General features: G+C 72.8%; 15 protein-coding genes. 6 read left to right on the top strand and 9 right to left on the bottom strand.

The genetic code is table 11. The features are described from left to right. Positions 1-55: 55 nt before the first annotated feature. On the bottom strand, positions 56-697 hold the full coding sequence (locus ACIHEJ_RS09025) for a phosphoribosyltransferase (protein WP_400133409.1): 642 nt from the start codon (positions 695-697) through the stop codon (positions 56-58). A 153-nt stretch (positions 698-850) separates the two neighbouring features. Between ACIHEJ_RS09025 and ACIHEJ_RS09020 the strand changes: the two genes are divergently transcribed. Further along, positions 851-1,630, top strand: a complete 780-nt coding sequence (locus ACIHEJ_RS09020) for a polysaccharide deacetylase family protein (protein ID WP_400134000.1) — start codon at positions 851-853, stop codon at positions 1,628-1,630. Between the two features lie 98 nt (positions 1,631-1,728). Then, positions 1,729-2,169, top strand: a complete 441-nt coding sequence (locus ACIHEJ_RS09015) for an SRPBCC family protein (protein ID WP_400133407.1) — start codon at positions 1,729-1,731, stop codon at positions 2,167-2,169. Between the two features lie 12 nt (positions 2,170-2,181). On the opposite strand, the gene ACIHEJ_RS09010 is transcribed toward ACIHEJ_RS09015, so the two are convergent. The 6 genes from ACIHEJ_RS09010 to ACIHEJ_RS08985 form a co-directional block, all read right to left on the bottom strand. After that, complete coding sequence (locus tag ACIHEJ_RS09010) at positions 2,182-2,823, bottom strand: LysE family translocator (RefSeq protein ID WP_400133405.1); 642 nt, start codon at positions 2,821-2,823, stop codon at positions 2,182-2,184. 57 nt (positions 2,824-2,880) lie between these two features. Beyond that, a complete protein-coding gene (locus tag ACIHEJ_RS09005) occupies positions 2,881-4,032 on the bottom strand; it encodes an XdhC family protein (protein WP_400133403.1) in 1,152 nt (383 codons plus the stop codon). Between the two features lie 47 nt (positions 4,033-4,079). After that, a complete protein-coding gene (locus ACIHEJ_RS09000; protein ID WP_400133401.1) occupies positions 4,080-5,546 on the bottom strand; it encodes an NCS2 family permease in 1,467 nt (488 codons plus the stop codon). A 210-nt stretch (positions 5,547-5,756) separates the two neighbouring features. Further along, positions 5,757-8,141 (bottom strand): xanthine dehydrogenase family protein molybdopterin-binding subunit, encoded by a 2,385-nt coding sequence (locus ACIHEJ_RS08995; RefSeq protein ID WP_400133399.1) that lies wholly within the window; start codon positions 8,139-8,141, stop codon positions 5,757-5,759. 2 nt (positions 8,142-8,143) lie between these two features. After that, entirely contained in the window at positions 8,144-8,725 is a 582-nt protein-coding gene (locus ACIHEJ_RS08990; protein WP_400133397.1) for a (2Fe-2S)-binding protein, read from the bottom strand. Further along, on the bottom strand, positions 8,725-9,618 hold the full coding sequence (locus tag ACIHEJ_RS08985) for an FAD binding domain-containing protein (protein ID WP_400133395.1): 894 nt from the start codon (positions 9,616-9,618) through the stop codon (positions 8,725-8,727). The genes ACIHEJ_RS08990 and ACIHEJ_RS08985 overlap by 1 nt, the downstream gene beginning before the upstream one ends. Before the next feature lie 345 nt (positions 9,619-9,963). Here ACIHEJ_RS08985 and ACIHEJ_RS08980 point away from each other — a divergent pair, with 345 nt between their 5' ends. Next, positions 9,964-11,637: a PucR family transcriptional regulator gene (locus ACIHEJ_RS08980; protein WP_400133394.1), complete on the top strand. Its 1,674-nt coding sequence runs from the start codon at positions 9,964-9,966 to the stop codon at positions 11,635-11,637. A 167-nt stretch (positions 11,638-11,804) separates the two neighbouring features. Continuing rightward, positions 11,805-12,572 carry a hypothetical protein gene (locus ACIHEJ_RS08975; protein ID WP_400133392.1) on the top strand — a complete coding sequence of 256 codons (768 nt, stop codon included), beginning with the start codon at positions 11,805-11,807 and terminating at the stop codon, positions 12,570-12,572. A 220-nt stretch (positions 12,573-12,792) separates the two neighbouring features. Here the strand turns inward: ACIHEJ_RS08975 and ACIHEJ_RS08970 are convergent, their stop codons facing one another. Both ACIHEJ_RS08970 and ACIHEJ_RS08965 read right to left on the bottom strand, forming a co-directional pair. Continuing rightward, positions 12,793-13,620, bottom strand: coding sequence for a GntR family transcriptional regulator (locus ACIHEJ_RS08970; RefSeq protein WP_400133390.1), 828 nt, complete (start codon positions 13,618-13,620; stop codon positions 12,793-12,795). Positions 13,621-14,050: 430 nt separating this feature from the next. Further along, positions 14,051-14,254: a hypothetical protein gene (locus tag ACIHEJ_RS08965; protein WP_400133388.1), complete on the bottom strand. Its 204-nt coding sequence runs from the start codon at positions 14,252-14,254 to the stop codon at positions 14,051-14,053. 17 nt (positions 14,255-14,271) lie between these two features. Here ACIHEJ_RS08965 and ACIHEJ_RS08960 point away from each other — a divergent pair, with 17 nt between their 5' ends. Beyond that, positions 14,272-14,451, top strand: coding sequence for a hypothetical protein (locus ACIHEJ_RS08960; protein ID WP_400133387.1), 180 nt, complete (start codon positions 14,272-14,274; stop codon positions 14,449-14,451). A gap of 335 nt (positions 14,452-14,786) precedes the next feature. Continuing rightward, positions 14,787-15,836, top strand: coding sequence for a DUF2637 domain-containing protein (locus ACIHEJ_RS08955; protein WP_400133386.1), 1,050 nt, complete (start codon positions 14,787-14,789; stop codon positions 15,834-15,836). Positions 15,837-16,000 lie beyond the last annotated feature (164 nt).

Raw genomic sequence — 16,000 nt, 5'->3', positions numbered from 1 at the left:
TCGCGCGGGTGGCGGCACGGGAACCGCCGCAGTGGCGCGGGCACCGGTCGCCGGGTCAGTGGCCGCGCAGGGCGGCCAGCACCTCGTCGTCGGTGAGCTGCTCGAAGTCGTCGTACCACTGCCCCACCGCCATGAAGCCGGCCGGCCGGTGCGGGCACAGGACCGTGTCGGCCTCCCCGGCGAGCAGGCGGAGGGAGTCGGGGGCGCCGACGGGAACGGCCAGGACGAGGTGTGCGGGGCCGCGGCGCCGGACGTGGCGCAGGGCCGCGCGGGCGGTGGCGCCGGTGGCCAGTCCGTCGTCGACGACGATCACCGTGCGCCCGGCCAGGCCGGGGGGCGGCCGGTCGCCGCGGTAACGCTCCTCGCGACGGCGCAGCTCCCGCCGCTCGCGGTCCACCACCGGGGCGAGGGAGTCCTCGGTGAGGCCCAGCCGGTCGAGGGTGTCCGCGTCGAACAGGGGCGGGTCGTCCCCGACGAGCGCGCCGACGGCGAACTCCTCGTGGTGGGGCGCTCCGATCTTGCGGACGACGAGCACGTCGAGCGGGGCGTCGAGGGCTCGCGCGACCGGCTCGGCGACGGCGATGCCGCCGCGCGGCAGGGCGAGTACGACGGGGTCGGCGAGGTCGCCCTTCGCACGCAGGTCGGTCAGCAGTCCGGCGAGTTCCCGTCCGGCTTCGGCACGGTCCCGGAAGCGCATGGCTGGTCCTCCTCCGCGGTGCCTCTCCTTCCATGGTGCTACGCGGTGACGCACTCCAAAAAATCGAACCTCTGCTCTATACGCTGAGTGTATAGTCCCGGCATGCCTCTTTCGACCGAGACCATCCCGACCACGCAGCACGCGACGGGGAAGATGCGGAAAGCGGCCCGGAGGTTGCGTCCGGCCGCGCTCGCGTCGGCCGTCGCCTGTCTGGCGCTCACCCTGTCCGGCTGTGCGCAGGTCGACACGACCGCGCCGAGCACCGCCCGCGCGGAGGCGGCGCACGCAGGGGCGCACGGGGCACAGGCGGGATTCGGGTCCGTCGACTGCCGCCAGGCCAAGTGCATCGCACTCACCTTCGACGCGGGGCCCAGCGAGAACTCGGCGCGGCTGCTCGACATCCTCAAGGAGAAGAAGGTCCCGGCCACCTTCTTCCTGCTGGGCAAGCGGCACATCGAGAAGTACCCGGAGCTGGTCAGGCGGATGGCGGCCGAGGGCCACGAGGTCGCGAGCCACACCTGGGACCACAAGATCCTCACGCAGATATCGGACGCGCAGATACGCGAGGAGCTGAAGCGGCCGGACGACGCCATCGAGCGGCTCATCGGGCACCGGCCCACGCTGATGCGCCCGCCGCAGGGCCGCACCGACAGCAACGTGCACCGGATCGCCAAGGAGGAGGGCCTGGCGGAGGTGCTGTGGAGCGTGACCGCCAAGGACTACACGACGAACGACTCCGCGCTCATCACCGAGCGGGTCCTCGACCAGGCCTCACGCGACGGGATCATCCTGCTGCACGACATCTACCCGGGCACCGTGCCCGCCGTGCCCGGCATCATCGACGCGCTGAAGCAGCGCGGCTACGTCTTCGTGACGGTCCCTCAGCTGCTGGCGCCCGGCAAGGCCGAACCGGGCAAGGTGTACCGGCCCTGAGCCCGAGCCCGCCCGGCCGGACCGATCGGTGCTGGTCCGACCGGGTGAGGCGGCGGCGAGCGCACAGGCAGGGGGCGTCCATTGCCTACGATCGTGCCGTGCCCACCTTCTCCCTCGAACGCACCGCCCCCCTCGCCCCGGACGAGGCATGGCGCCGGCTCACCCAGTGGCCCCGCCACGCCGACGCGGTACCGCTGACCCGGGTCAGGGTGCTCACGCCCGCCCCGACCCGGGAGGGCACTCGTTTCGTCGCCCGTTCCGGTGTCGGCCCGTTCACCGTCGACGACGTCATGGAGGTGACGGTCTGGCGCCCGCCCGCCGACGGGGAGCCGGGCCTGTGCCGCCTGGAGAAACGCGGCCGGGTGGTCCTGGGCTGGGCCGAGATCGAGGTCGGGCCCGGGCCCGGCGGCCGCAGCCGGGTGGTCTGGCGCGAGGAGCTGCGGGTCCGCTTCCTGCCCCGCGCCTTCGACGGCGTCCTGGAGCGCACGGCCCGCGCGATGTTCGGACGCGCCGCGAACCAGCTCCTCAGAAGGCCCTGACGGGCCGGTTCCTCAGTCCTTGCGGCCCGTGGCGGCGACCGTCACGCCCAGACCGATCATCGTCAGGCCGCCGACGCCGCCGACCGCCGACAGCCGCCGGGGCGAGCGGGCGAACCAGTTCCGGGCGGCCGAGGCGACCAGTCCCCAGAGGCTGTCCGAGGCGAGCGCGATGACGTTGAAGACCAGGCCCAGCAACAGCATCTGCACCGGCACGTGTCCTCGGTCGCGGTCCACGAACTGGGGCAGTACGGCGGCGAAGAACACCATCGTCTTGGGGTTGGCGATCCCGACCGCGAATCCCTCCCAGAGGGTGCGCAGACCGCCGTGCGCCGGGCTGCCGGACTCCGCGAACGCGGCCCGCAGCGAGCCCCGCTGCCGCCATGCCTTGATCCCGAGGTACACCAGGTAGGCGGCGCCCGCGAGCTTCAGCGCGGTGAAGACGAGGACGGAGCGCTCGACGACGGATCCGACGCCGAGCGCGACGGCCGCGACGAGGGCGTACGCGCCGAGTGTGTTGCCGACGACGGTGGTCAGCGCGGCACGGCGGCCGTGCGCCAGCGCCCGCCCGATCACGAAGAGCACGCTCGGACCGGGTATGACGATCAGCAGGAAGGACAGGGCCGCGAAGGCGAGCAGCCGGTCGGTGGACACCATGGCCTCATGCAACACAGGGGCCGGCGCGAGCGGCAAGCCGTTTTCCCGGGATCGCGCTCAGGCCACCGAGCCGATCCGCCCGGCCGGCAGGGACACCGGGTCGTGGTGGATCGGGGTGTGCGCGCCGGTCAGCGAGACCCCGCTGCCGCCACGCCGGTGCGCGACGATCTCCGCGCCGATGGACAGGGCCGTCTCCTCCGGCGTACGGGCCCCGAGGTCGAGCCCGATCGGGGAGCGCAGCCGGGCCAGTTCGAGCTCGGTGACGCCGACGTCCCGCAGGCGCTGGTTGCGCTCCAGGTGGGTGCGGCGGGAGCCCATCGCACCGATGTAGGCGACCGACAGCCGCAGCGCCAGCTTCAGCAGGGGAACGTCGAACTTGGCGTCGTGGGTCAGGACGCACAAGGCGGTGCGGCCGTCGACCTCGGTGCGCTCCAGGTACGTGTGCGGCCACTCCACGACGATCTCGTCGGCCTCGGGGAAGCGGGTCCTCGTGGCGAACACCGGGCGGGCGTCGCACACGGTCACGTGGTAGCCGAGGAACTTGCCGACGCGGACCAGCGCCGACGCGAAGTCGATGGCGCCGAAGACGATCATCCGGGGCGCGGGGACGGAGGATTCGACGAGCACGGTCAGCGGCGAGCCGCAGCGCGAGCCCTGCTCCCCGATCTCCAGGGTGCCGGTGCGGCCCGCGTCCAGGAAGGCGCCGGCCTCGGCGGCGACGGTGCGGTCCAGTTCGGGGTGGGCGCCGAAGCCGCCGTCCCGGGAGCCGTCGGGGCGGACGAGGAGGGCCCGGCCCCGCAGCTGTGCCGGTCCCTCCACGATCCGTGCGACCGCCGCCGCCTCCCCACGGGCGGCGGCGGCCAGCGCGGCCGCGACCACCGGCCGGGCGGGACCGTCCGCCCGGACCGGTGTGACGAGGATGTCGATGATGCCGCCGCAGGTCAGACCGACGGCGAAGGCATCCTCGTCGCTGTAGCCGAAGCGTTCGAGCACGGTCTCCCCGTCCTCGAGCGCCTGCCGGCACAGCTCGTACACGGCGCCCTCCACGCATCCGCCGGAGACCGAACCGATGGCCGTGCCTTCGTTGTCGACGGCGAGCGCGGCGCCCGGCTGCCGGGGCGCGCTCCCGCCGACGGCCACCACGGTGGCGACGGCGAAGTCACGTCCCTGCTCGACCCACCGGTTCAACTCGTCGGCGATGTCCAGCATGTTCGGCCTCCTGATCTGGTCCAGCGGATGCGTGGAGGGCCCGGGCGTCAGTGCACGCCCAGCAGGGCCCGGAGCGGATGGAGCGAGAAGTAGACGAGGAAGAGCACCGTCAGACCCCACATGAAGACGCCGATCTCCCGCCACTTGCCCTGCGCGAGCCTGATGACGACGTAGGAGATGACACCGGCGGCGACACCGGGGGTGATGGAGTAGGTGAACGGCATGATCACGACGGTCAGGAAGACCGGGATCGCGACGGACCGGTCGGCCCAGTCCACATGACGGGCGTTCATCATCATCATGGCGCCGATGGTCACGAGGGCGGCCGAGGCCACCTCGCGGGGCACGATCGCCGTGATCGGGGTGAAGAAGAGGCAGAGGGCGAAGAACCCGCCGGTGACGACCGAGGCCAGTCCGGTACGGGCCCCCTCGCCGACGCCGGTCGCGGACTCGACGAACACGGACTGGCCGGAGCCGCCCACCACACCGCCGACGACACCGCCGGCACCGTCGATGAACAGCGCCTTGGACAGGCCCGGCATACGCCCCTGGGAGTCGGCCAGGTCGGCCTCGGCGCCGATGCCGATGATGGTGGCCATCGCGTCGAAGAAGCCCGCGAGGACCAGGGTGAAGACGATGAAGGTGACCGTCATGTAGCCGACGTCGCCCAGGCCGCTGAAGGACACCTTGCCGATGAGCGAGAAGTCCGGCATCGACACGGCGCTGCCGTGCAGGGCTGGTCCCTCACCGTTGGCCCAGGATTTGTCGCCGGCGAGGCCGAGCGCGTTGACGATCACCGCGAGGACGGTGCCGGTGACGATGCCGATGAGGATGGCGCCGGGCACCTTGCGGGACTGCAGCGCGAAGATGAGGAGCAGGGTGACGGCGAAGAGCAGGACGGGCCAGCCGACGAGCTCACCGCCGTCGCCCAGGGTGACCGGGGTCGCCGTGCCGGCGTGCACGAACCCGGCCTTGACCAGGCCGATGAACGCGATGAACAGACCGATGCCGATCGTGATGCCGTGCTTGAGCGGCAGCGGGATCGCGTTCATGATCATCTCACGGAGACCGGTGACCACCAGGAGCATGATCACGACGCCGTAGGCGACGCACATGCCGAGCCCCTGGGCCCACGTCAGGTCCTTGGTCCCCATGACCAGGCCGGCGAGCACTCCGGAGACGGAGAGTCCGGCGGCCATGGCGAGCGGCACCTTGCCGAACCAGCCCATGAGGAGAGTGGTGGCCGCCGCCCCGAGCGCGGTGGCCGTGATGAGAGCCTTCTGGCTCAGTGAGTCGCCCGACCTGTCCGCGCCGCTGAGGATCACCGGGTTGAGCAGAAGGATGTACGCCATCGCCATGAAGGTGGTGACGCCACCGCGGACCTCGGTCCCGAAGGTGGATCCTCTTTCGGATATGTGGAAGTACCGGTCGAGCCACGACCTGCCGGCCGGCGGACGCGAACCCGCGCCCGCTTCTTCGGCGGTGGTCGTCGGCTCCACTGACTGCTGGGTCATGGGGGCCATCTCCCAAGGTTCAAAGGGGCACCCGTGCAACCGCTTTGACGGTCACGGGATTTGGGAATGGACGACCCGGGGGACGGCCCGAGACGAACGTATTTCCAGGTCCTTCAAGGACCGCGAGCGGTGCGGAACTCAAAGAGGATCCTCCGGGCGGCGCGGCGGAGTGTGTGACGTTCCCGGCGCCGCCCGGAGAGTTGTGGGGTGTTACACGGTCCCCGTGAGGTGCTCGGGCCGTACCGGAGTGCGGTTGAGCTCCAGCCCGGTCGCGTTCCGGATCGCCGCGAGGACGGCCGGGGTGGACGACAGGGTCGGGGCCTCGCCGATGCCACGGAGCCCGTAGGGGGCGTGGTCGTCGGCGAGTTCGAGCACGTCGACCGGGATGGTCGGCGTGTCGAGGATCGTGGGGATCAGGTAGTCCGTGAAGGAGGGGTTCATGACCTTGGCGGTCTTCGGGTCGACGATGATCTCTTCCATCACCGCGACGCCCAGGCCCTGGGTCGTACCGCCCTGGATCTGGCCGATGACGGAGAGCGGGTTGAGCGCCTTGCCGACGTCCTGGGCGCAGGCCAGCTCGATGACCTTGACCAGGCCGAGCTCGGTGTCGACCTCGACGACCGCACGATGGGCGGCGAAGGAGTACTGGACGTGTCCGTTGCCCTGGCCGGTGCGCAGGTCGAAGGCTTCGGTCGGCCGGTGCCGCCACTCCTCCTCGATCTCCACGACCTCGCCCTCCAGGACGTCGACCAGGTCGCCGAGGACCTCGCCGCCGTCGGTGACGACCTTGCCGCCCTCCAGCAGGAGTTCGGCGGTCGCCCAGGCCGGGTGGTAGGAGCCGAACTTGCGGCGCCCGATCTCCAGGACCTTCTCGCGGACCAGCTCACAGGCGTTCTTCACGGCGCCGCCGGTGACGTACGTCTGCCGGGAGGCCGAGGTGGAGCCGGCGGAGCCGACCTGGGTGTCGGCCGGGTGGATGGTCACCTGGGCGACGCCCAGCTCCGTGCGGGCGATCTGGGCGTGGACGGTGACACCGCCCTGGCCGACCTCCGCCATCGCGGTGTGCACGGTCACGACCGGCTCGCCGCCGACGACCTCCATGCGGACCTTGGCGGTGGAGTAGTCGTCGAAGCCCTCGGAGAAGCCGACGTTCTTGATGCCGACGGCGATGCCGACACCGCGTACGACGCTCTCGCCGTGCGTGGTGTTGGACAGACCGCCGGGCAGCTGCCGTACGTCGGCGCCCTCGCTGGACTCCCACTGGCGCTCCGGCGGCAGCGGCATCGCCTTGACGCGGCGCAGCAGTTCGGCGACCGGGGCCGGGGAGTCGACCGGCTGCCCGGTGGGCATGATCGTGCCCTGTTCCATCGCGTTCAGCTGCCGGAACTCCACCGGGTCCATGCCCAGCTTCTTCGCCAGCTTGTCCATCTGCGCCTCGTAGGCGAAGCACGCCTGGACCGCGCCGAAACCGCGCATGGCGCCGCAGGGCGGGTTGTTGGTGTAGAGGGCGATGGCCTCGATGTCGACGTCGTCGACGACGTACGGGCCGACGCTCAGCGAGGAGGCGTTGCCGACGACCGCCGGGGAGGCGGAGGCGTAGGCGCCGCCGTCCAGGACGATCCTGCACTTCATGTGCGTGAGCTTGCCGTCCTTGGTGGCGCCGTGCTCGTAGTGGAGCTTCGCCGGGTGCCGGTGGACGTGCCCGAAGAAGGACTCGAACCGGTTGTAGACGATCTTGACGGGCTTGCCGGTGCGCAGCGCGAGCAGGCAGGCGTGGATCTGCATCGACAGGTCCTCGCGGCCGCCGAACGCGCCGCCGACGCCGGAGAGCGTCATGCGCACCTTGTCCTCGGGCAGGCCGAGGACGGGCGCGATCTGGCGCAGGTCGGAGTGGAGCCACTGGGTGGCGACGTAGAGGTGGACGCCGCCGTCCTCCTCGGGCACGGCGAGGCCGGACTCGGGGCCGAGGAAGGCCTGGTCCTGCATGCCGAAGGTGTACTCACCCTCGACGATCACGTCGGCCCGCTTGCGGGCCTCCTCCACGTCGCCGCGGACGATCGGCTGGCGGTGCACGATGTTCGGGTGCGGGACGTGCCCGGAGTGGTGGTCGTCGCGGTTCTCGTGGACGAGGATCGCGTCCGGCGCGGTCGCGGAGGCCTCGTCGGTGATGACCGGGAGTTCCTTGTAGTCGACCTTGATCTTGGCGGCGGCGCGGCGGGCCGTCTCCGGGTGGTCGGCGGCGACGATCGCGACCGGCTCGCCGTGGTGGCGCACCTTGCCGTGCGCGAGGACCGGGGTGTCCTGGATCTCCAGGCCGTAGTTCTTCACCTCGGTGGGCAGGTCGTCGTAGGTCAGGATCGCGTAGACACCGGCCATGGCGAGGGCCTCGGAGGTGTCGATCGACACGATCTCGGCGTGCGCGACGGTGGAGCGCAGGATCTGGCCCCACAGCATGTCCTCGTGCCACATGTCGGACGAGTACGCGAACTCGCCGGTGACCTTGAGGGTGCCGTCCGGGCGCAGCGTGGACTCGCCGATGCCGCCCTTGGTCCGGGATCCCTGCGTGATCTTCGTAGGGGCGCCGTTGGTGGGCATCGTCAGACCTCCTCGGACTGGCGGGCGGCCGCCAGGCGGACCGCGTCCATGATCTTCTCGTAGCCCGTGCAGCGGCACAGGTTGCCCGACAGCGCCTCACGGATGTCCGCGTCGGACGGGTTCGGGTTGCGCTCCAGGAGTTCGTCGGAAGCGACGAGCAGGCCCGGGGTGCAGAAGCCGCACTGGACGGCGCCGGCGTCGATGAACGCCTGCTGGATCGGGGAGAGTTCGGTTCCCTCGCCGGTCTGGGAGTCGGTGCCCTTGGCCTGCCACTGCTGGGCGTCCTGCAGCGTCGTACCGCAGGCGCCGGTCGCGCAGCCGCCCTCGGCGCGCTGCTTGGCGAAGTCCGCGAGGCCCTCGACGGTCACCACGTCGCGGCCCTCGGCCTGTCCGGCGGCGACCAGGCAGGAGCAGACCGGGACGCCGTCCAGGCGCACGGTGCAGGAACCGCATTCGCCCTGCTCGCAGGCGTTCTTCGAACCCGGCAGGCCGAGGCGCTCGCGCAGGACGTAGAGCAGGGACTCGCCCTCCCAGACGTCGTCGGCCTCCTGGGGACGTCCGTTGACGGTGAAGTTGACGCGCATTACGCAGCTCCCTCAGATGCGCGGCGGGCGCCGCGGTAAGACTCCCAGGTCCAGGTGAGCGTCCGGCGGGCCATCACACCGACCGCGTGGCGGCGGTAGCTCGCGGTGCCCCGGACGTCGTCGATCGGGTTGCAGGAGCCGGAGCACAGCTCCGCGAACTGCTTGGCGACCGACGGGGTGATGATCTTTCCGTTGTCCCAGAAGCCGCCCTCCTCCAGGGCCGCGTTCAGGAACTCCTCGGCGGTCTTGGCCCGTACCGGGGTCGGGGCGGCCGAGCCGATGCCGGTCCGCACGGTACGGGTCTCGGGGTGCAGGGCGAGCCCGAAGGCGCACACGGCGATGACCATGGCGTTGCGGGTGCCGACCTTGGAGTACTGCTGCGGGCCGTCCGCCTTCTTGACGTGCACGGCCCGGATCAGTTCGTCGGGCTGGAGCGCGTTGCGCTTGACGCCCGTGTAGAACTCGTCGATCGGGATCAGACGGGTGCCGCGGGCCGCGGACTCCGCCTCGACCTCCGCGCCCGCCGCGAGGAGCGCGGGGTGGGCGTCACCTGCGGGCGAGGCCGTGCCGAGGTTGCCGCCGACGCCGCCGCGGTTGCGGATCTGCGGGGAGGCGACCGTGTGCGAGGCGAGCGCGAGGCCCGGCAGCTCGGCACGGAGATTCTCCATGATCTTCGTGTACGGGACGGAGGCACCCAGCCGCACGCTCTCCTCGCCGACCTCCCACTCGGTGAGGTCGCCGATGCGGTTCAGGTCGAGCAGGTACTCGGGCCGGCGGTGGTCGAAGTTGATCTCGACCATCACATCGGTGCCACCCGCAATCGGCACAGCGGTGGGGTGCTCGGCCTTAGCGGCGAGCGCCTCCTCCCAGCTGGCGGGGCGAAGGAAGTCCATGACCGGCTCTCTTCTTCTTCGTCTCGTGGGTCGTGCAGATTGAGCCAATCCGTGTGCGGCGGGCCCGGCTCGTTCATGTGCTGTTAACGCGGAGTGGACTCAGTACACCGCTCCGTACTCCGGCGGGGTCAGTCACCGAAACCATGAAGGAGTTGGCTGGCCAGGCCAGGCATCTTGTAGATTCGTATGAACGGAGGTCATCGGTAACCTCTCCGTTTTCCTGGAGAAACGCAGGAAACACCGCGGAGACCCCGGCGTGCGCCCCTGGGCGCCCCGCTCCGGGCGCCTCCCACACCATCCCCAAGATCCATCGTAGGTTTCGAGACAAAGAACGGCGGCGACGAGATGCGGCTGCGCGCACTGCTGGACACCGATGCGCTGGGCCTGCGGCTGCTCGGCGGCGAGGACGAGCTGGACCGCTCGGTACGCGGTGTCATGACCACCGACCTGCGCGACCCGAGTCGCTACCTGTCCGGCGGTGAGCTGGTGCTCACGGGTCTGGCCTGGCGGCGGGACGCCGACGACTCCGAGCCGTTCGTGCGCACCCTCGTGCAGGCCGGCGTGGCGGCCCTCGCGGCCGGCGAGGCCGAGCTGGGCGATGTGCCGGACGACCTGGTGCTGGCCTGCGCGCGGCACCGGCTGCCGCTGTTCGCGGTGCACGAGTCGGTGGCGTTCGCGACGATCACCGAGCACGTCGTCCGGCAGGTCTCCGGCGAGCGTGCCGGGGACCTGGCTGCCGTGGTGGACCGGCACCGCCGGATGATGACCTCGGGCCCGGCGGGCGGCGGCCCGGACGTGGTCCTGGACCTGCTCGGCTCCGACCTGGACCTGCGCGCCTGGGTGCTCTCGCCCACCGGCCGCCTGATCGCCGGCTCCAAGGCCACGGCCCCGGCGCTGCCCGCCGAGACCTGCGCGAGGCTCGCCGCCGAGCACCTGGCCGCCACCCGCACCGGCCGGCGAGGCCCGCACCGGTTCCCGCTGGCCGGTACGACGTACTCGCTCTTCCCGATCCGCTCCTCCGGCCGCTCCCCGCAGGCCTCCCGCGACGTGCGCGAGACGGTGCTGTCGGACTGGCTGCTGGCCGTCGAGGCGGACGCGGGCGACTGGCCCGAGGAGCGCCTGGACCTGCTCCAGGGCGTCACCCAGCTGATCGCGGTGGAACGGGACCGCCGGGACGCGGCCCGCACGGTCCGGCGCCGGCTCGCCCAGGAGGTGCTGGAGCTGGTCCAGACGGGCGCCGCGCCCGCCGAGATCGCGGCCCGCCTCCGGGTGGCCGCCCCGGTGCTGCTGCCCGGGCTCGGCGCCGCCCCGCACTGGCAGGTGGTCGTGGCCCGCGTGGAGTGGGACGGCGACGACGTCGAGGGCGGCCCGGTCGCCCAGTCCCTGCTGGAGGAGGTCCTGGTCGACCCGCTGGCGACCGGCCCGGAGCCCTCGGACCGGATCGCCGTGGCGCACACCGGCGACGAGGCGATCGCCCTGGTCCCCCTCCCCGCGGTCTCCTCCGAGCACGACGGCTCCGAGACCGGCCTGCTCGCCGACGCGCTGCTGCAGTCCGTACGGGAGCCGCTGTCGGCCGGTCTCGAGGGCGACGGCCGGCTCACGCTCGGCGTCAGCGCGGCCGTGCACTCGGCCGAGGGGCTGCGCGGCGCCCTGGAGGAGGCCCGGCACGCCCGCCGGGTGGCCGCCGCCCGCCCCGGCCGGGTCTGCGCGGCCGGCCACCAGGAACTGGCCAGCCACGTCCTGCTGCTGCCGTTCGTCCCGGACGACGTCCGCCGCGCCTTCACGGCCCGTCTGCTCGACCCGCTGAAGGACTACGACCGCCGCCACCGGGCCGAGCTGATCCCCACCCTGGAGGCGTTCCTGGACAGCGACGGCTCCTGGACCCGCTGCGCCACCCGGCTCCACCTGCACGTCAACACGCTGCGCTACCGGGTGGGCCGCATCGAGCAGTTGACGGGACGTGACCTGTCGCGCCTGGAGGACAAGCTGGACTTCTTCCTCGCGCTGCGCATGAGCTGAGGTCAGTGGGGGCGCGCAACGGCCAAACCCGGTCACGCCCCCGCCCCACGACTTTGTGAAATCTTTCACCCACCCCCTTGGCCCGGCCCCGCGATTGGTGCTGGAATGCGGCCACCACTCAACAGCTCGATGGCGTGCTCGGGGAGGGCAACGTGGCGCATACCGCCATGTCTGGTAACGGAACGACCGCCGGTGACGATCCGCTCCAGACCGCGGTGTGGCGGCTGCGCTCGCGGGCCTGCTGGGCGGACGCGGCGGCCCTGCTGCCACCCGACACCCCCGGGACGGCCCTGCAGCGGGCCACGCTGCTGGTCGAGCGGTGTCTGTACACCGAGCGGGGCTGGGAGGACGCGGAGGACGCCCTGCGGACGGCGGAGGCGCAGGCGCACACCGACGAGGAGCGCGGGGCCGCCGCCTGCGAGCGCGGCCAGCTCGCCTACGCGGCGACGCTGCACGGGGTGCGGGACCGGGCCGACGAGGCGCGGGCCGCGCTGGGCCGCGCGGCGGCGCTGATCCCTCCGGGTGCGGCGGGGAGGGCCCTGCTGGACTTCCGCCGGGGGCTGCTCGCGGAGAACCTGACCCGCTCCCCGCAGGCGGCGCGGGCCGCGTACCGCCGGGCCCACGCGGGCGCCGCCGCGCAGGCGGACCCGCTGCTGCTGTCGTTCACCTGGCGGCACCTGGCCGGACTTGCCCTGCGGGACGGCGAGTTGACGGAGGCCCGGCACGGGTTCGCCGAATCGCTGCGGATCCGCGAGGAGTTGGGCTATCTGGTGGGTACGGCGCCCGCGCTGGCCTCCCTGGCCGACGCGGAGTCCGAACCGGAGGCCTCCCGGCTCCGCGAGGAGGCCCGCCGGCTGTTCCGGCTCCTGGGGGGCGTACCGACCTGGCTGGCACGGCAGTTGACCCCACCGGCACCGGGCGCGGCCACGGCCTGACGCACGGCCTGTGGCGGGGCCCCGTCCCTCAGGGTGTCGGCGAGCAGCACCTTGTGGTCACGCAGTTCCCCGCACCCCTTCGGGCCGGTCCGCGGCGGGCCGGAGTGCGGCTCCCCAGGGGGCGCGGGCCTGCATCGATGTGCGGCTCCGCCGCGTCCGCGCGACCGGCCGGTACGGGCCCGCACCCGGGGGGCGGCGAACCGGGGCGGCGCCGCCCCGCTCAGCTCGCGCCGGCGAAGTGCTCCCCGACGAGCGCCCGCACCACGTCCAGATCACGGTCGATCAACGCGTCCAGCAGGGCCACGTGCTCCGCCGCGTCCGCCACCAGCTCGGCCCGCCCGTGCCGCACCGGCCCCCCGACCAGCGGCCACTGGGCGCGCCGGTGCAGATCCTCCGCGATGCGGACCAGCTGCTCGTTGCCCGACAGGCCGAGGAGGGCCCGGTGGAAGGCCCGGTCGGAGTCCGCGTACGTCGCCGCGCTGCCGGAGGCCGCCGCACGGACCGTCTCCTCCGCGAGCGGCCGGAGTTCGGCCCACCGCTCGGCCGGCACGGTGCGCGCGAGCCGCAGCATCACCGGCACCTCGATCAGCGCCCGCACCTCCGCGAGTTCGGCCAGCTCCCGTCTCCCCCGCTCCACGACCCGGAAGCCGCGGTTGGGCACGACCTCGACGGCGCCCTCGAGGGACAGCTGCTGCATGGCTTCCCGCACGGGCGTCGCCGAGACACCGAAGCGCTCGCCCAGCACCGGCGCCGAGTAGACCTCGCCCGGCTTCAGCTCGCCCGCCACCAGCGCCGTGCGCAGCGCGTCCAGGATCTGTCCGCGCACCGAGGAGCGCTGCACCGGGGACCGCGGCACGGAGACCCGCGGCTGCGGGATCGGCCGCTCGCTGTGCGTGTGCTCGCCCCGCGCGCCCGGCAGACCGTCGCCCCGCTCACGGACGTCGTCGAGGGGGGCCGGCACGCCCTGCTGCCGCGGCACCCGGGCCGCACCCGGCGCCCCGCCCTCCGGCGCGCCCGCCCCGGCGGAACCCTGCAGGTCCTGCTTCACGGGTCCTCCTGGCGGCTTGTCGGTACTTGGGGTCATTGGCGACGGCTTGTCGCTTGTCCGTCAAGCACCATAGGCGCACCGGGCGGGACTTCCAATTCACGCACAGGTAAGTAAGGTTAGCCTTGCCTGTGCCACTTACTCGTGATCAAGGATCGGTGGTTCCGTCGCGCCTGCCGCGCCCTCCCCCCTCACCGCCGCCCACGACCGCCTCACCGCGGCCCGTCGGGGCCCGGCCGTGACCGAGCCGGGCCCGCACGCCCCGGCACCCCGGGGCGCGGGCCGGACGGCCGCCGCGGGCCTCGCGGCGGGCGGTGGGGAGCCGGACGCCTTCCTCGCCCGGGACGAGGCACAGGTGCTGCGGGACCACGGCCGGCGGGCCCGCCCGGCGTGGTCGCGCTTCGGCCTGTACCGCTACGCCCGCGCCTGCCGATCACCGTGCCGTGGTGCCGCTGCGCCGCGCGCCCCGGCCGCCCGTGACGCATGTCTCGTACGACCGCGCCGCCGGAGGGACGGCCGTACGCCGTCCGGTGTCGCTCTCCTGCCTGTCCGGCGACCCGGGGTCGGCGCTGCGGGCGCCGTCGTCGTACCGGACGAGGCGCTGCGGGCCGAGGCGCGGGCGGGCGCCGTGGGGCATGGGCGACGGACGAGATCGTGGAGGGACTCCGGTACGTCGCGCAGCCGCTCGGCGGGGCCGAGGAGGGGCGGGCCGTGCGCGAGCCGGAACTGCTGCTGCCCGGCGCACCCCCGGCCCATCCGGGACCGGGCGCGCTGCGGCGTGTTCTCCACCGTGCACCCCGAGGACACCTGGGCCACCTGGCCGCGTATCCGTGACGCCGACCGGATCGCCGAACTCACGGGTGACGGCCATGGTCTGAGGTTCCGTCAGGACCTGGAGCACCCCCTCGGATCCACTAAGATCATCGCGGTCCCGGACAAGTGATTCACACCTTCCCCACCCGTCACGGGAACTTTTCCGGGAACCACCCGTACGGGTAGTCTTATTCGAACTCAACTCCCGCCCCTCACGCGGCAGTTCGAGCAGAACGCCGCCTTGGGCATCTCCTTGCGCGCTCTTGGCGGCCTCTTGCCCCGAAACCCCCTGAGGGCCGTCGGGAGTGGGCCACTATGGCGGGCGTTACGCCCTATCCCAATGCAAGGGACCCCTGATGAGACTGACCGACATATCGCTGAACTGGCTGCTTCCGGGCGCCGTGCTGCTCCTGGGGATGCTGGCGGCGGTGGCGGTGCTCGCGCGCGGCAAGCGCTCCTCCGGGGAGAGTGCGAGTGCCGACGACTCGTGGGAGCGCAGCGAGGAGCGCCGGCGGCGCAAGGAGGCCATCTACGGCACCGCCTCCTACGTGCTCCTGTTCTGCTGTGCGGCGGTGGCGGCCGCCCTGTCCTTCCACGGCCTGGTCGGCTTCGGCGAGCAGAACCTGGGGCTGACCGACGGCTGGCAGTACCTGGTGCCGTTCGGCCTGGACGGTGCGGCGATGTTCTGCTCCGTGCTCGCGGTGCGCGAGGCCAGCCACGGTGACGCGGCCCTCGGCTCCCGGATGCTCGTGTGGATGTTCGCCGCGGCGGCGGCCTGGTTCAACTGGGTGCACGCGCCCCGGGGCGCCGACCACGCGGGTGCCCCGCAGTTCTTCTCCGGCATGTCCCTGTCGGCGGCCGTCCTGTTCGACCGGGCGCTGAAGCAGACCCGCCGGGCCGCGCTGCGCGAGCAGGGCCTGGTGCCGCGTCCGCTGCCGCAGATCCGTGTGGTGCGCTGGATGCGGGCCCCCCGCGAGACCTACAAGGCCTGGTCGCTGATGCTCCTGGAGGGCGTGCGCAGCCTCGACGAGGCGGTCGAGGAGGTCCGCGAGGACAAGCGGCAGAAGGACGAGACGCGGCAGCGGCGGCGCGACCAGGAGCGCCTGGACCGGGCCCAGCTCAAGGCCATCAGCCGCGGCCACCGCGGCTTCGTCGGCCGGACCGTCGGCCGGCAGGTCGAGGTCGAGGTGCAGGCCGTCGAGCGCGGCCCCGCCCCGGCGACCGCGGAGCCTGCCATATCGACCGCGGAGCAACTGCCCGTACGCGCGCGTCCCTCCCTGCAGCCGGTCCGGAGCGGTTCTGAGCCGGTCACCGTCGACCTCACCGCGGAGGACGACACCATGGCCCTGCCGCGCCTGGAGTCCCTGGAGCGCAAACTGAAGGACCTCGAGCAGCAGTTCGGCTAGACCGGCCGTGACCACGGCTCGATCCGGGGGGGGGGGGGGGGGGGGGGGGGGGGGGGGCCCCCCCCCCCCCCCCGCCGCCCGCGGGCCCGGGGGCGCCCCCCCCCCCCCCACCCAACCCCCCCCCCCGCCCCCCCGCCCCCCCCCCCCGCCGCGCCGCGCCCGCG

This window comes from Streptomyces sp. NPDC052301 (assembly GCF_044593395.1).
Lineage (GTDB): Bacteria > Actinomycetota > Actinomycetes > Streptomycetales > Streptomycetaceae > Streptomyces.
The sequence above is the reverse complement of the archived record's forward strand: the minus strand, read 5'-3'. Positions and strand labels throughout refer to the sequence as shown.

Excerpts from the sequence above, each read along its gene's own strand:
- ACIHEJ_RS09025 (WP_400133409.1), bottom strand. The coding sequence starts at position 697 with ATGCGCTTCCGGGACCGTGCCGAAGCCGGACGGGAACTCGCCGGACTG.
- ACIHEJ_RS09020 (WP_400134000.1), top strand. The coding sequence starts at position 851 with ATGCGGAAAGCGGCCCGGAGGTTGCGTCCGGCCGCGCTCGCGTCGGCC.
- ACIHEJ_RS09010 (WP_400133405.1), bottom strand. The coding sequence starts at position 2,823 with ATGGTGTCCACCGACCGGCTGCTCGCCTTCGCGGCCCTGTCCTTCCTG.
- ACIHEJ_RS09005 (WP_400133403.1), bottom strand. The coding sequence starts at position 4,032 with ATGCTGGACATCGCCGACGAGTTGAACCGGTGGGTCGAGCAGGGACGT.
- ACIHEJ_RS09000 (WP_400133401.1), bottom strand. The coding sequence starts at position 5,546 with ATGACCCAGCAGTCAGTGGAGCCGACGACCACCGCCGAAGAAGCGGGC.
- ACIHEJ_RS08995 (WP_400133399.1), bottom strand. The coding sequence starts at position 8,141 with ATGCCCACCAACGGCGCCCCTACGAAGATCACGCAGGGATCCCGGACC.
- ACIHEJ_RS08990 (WP_400133397.1), bottom strand. The coding sequence starts at position 8,725 with ATGCGCGTCAACTTCACCGTCAACGGACGTCCCCAGGAGGCCGACGAC.
- ACIHEJ_RS08985 (WP_400133395.1), bottom strand. The coding sequence starts at position 9,618 with ATGGACTTCCTTCGCCCCGCCAGCTGGGAGGAGGCGCTCGCCGCTAAG.
- ACIHEJ_RS08980 (WP_400133394.1), top strand. The coding sequence starts at position 9,964 with ATGCGGCTGCGCGCACTGCTGGACACCGATGCGCTGGGCCTGCGGCTG.
- ACIHEJ_RS08975 (WP_400133392.1), top strand. The coding sequence starts at position 11,805 with ATGTCTGGTAACGGAACGACCGCCGGTGACGATCCGCTCCAGACCGCG.
- ACIHEJ_RS08965 (WP_400133388.1), bottom strand. The coding sequence starts at position 14,254 with ATGCCCCACGGCGCCCGCCCGCGCCTCGGCCCGCAGCGCCTCGTCCGG.
- ACIHEJ_RS08955 (WP_400133386.1), top strand. The coding sequence starts at position 14,787 with ATGAGACTGACCGACATATCGCTGAACTGGCTGCTTCCGGGCGCCGTG.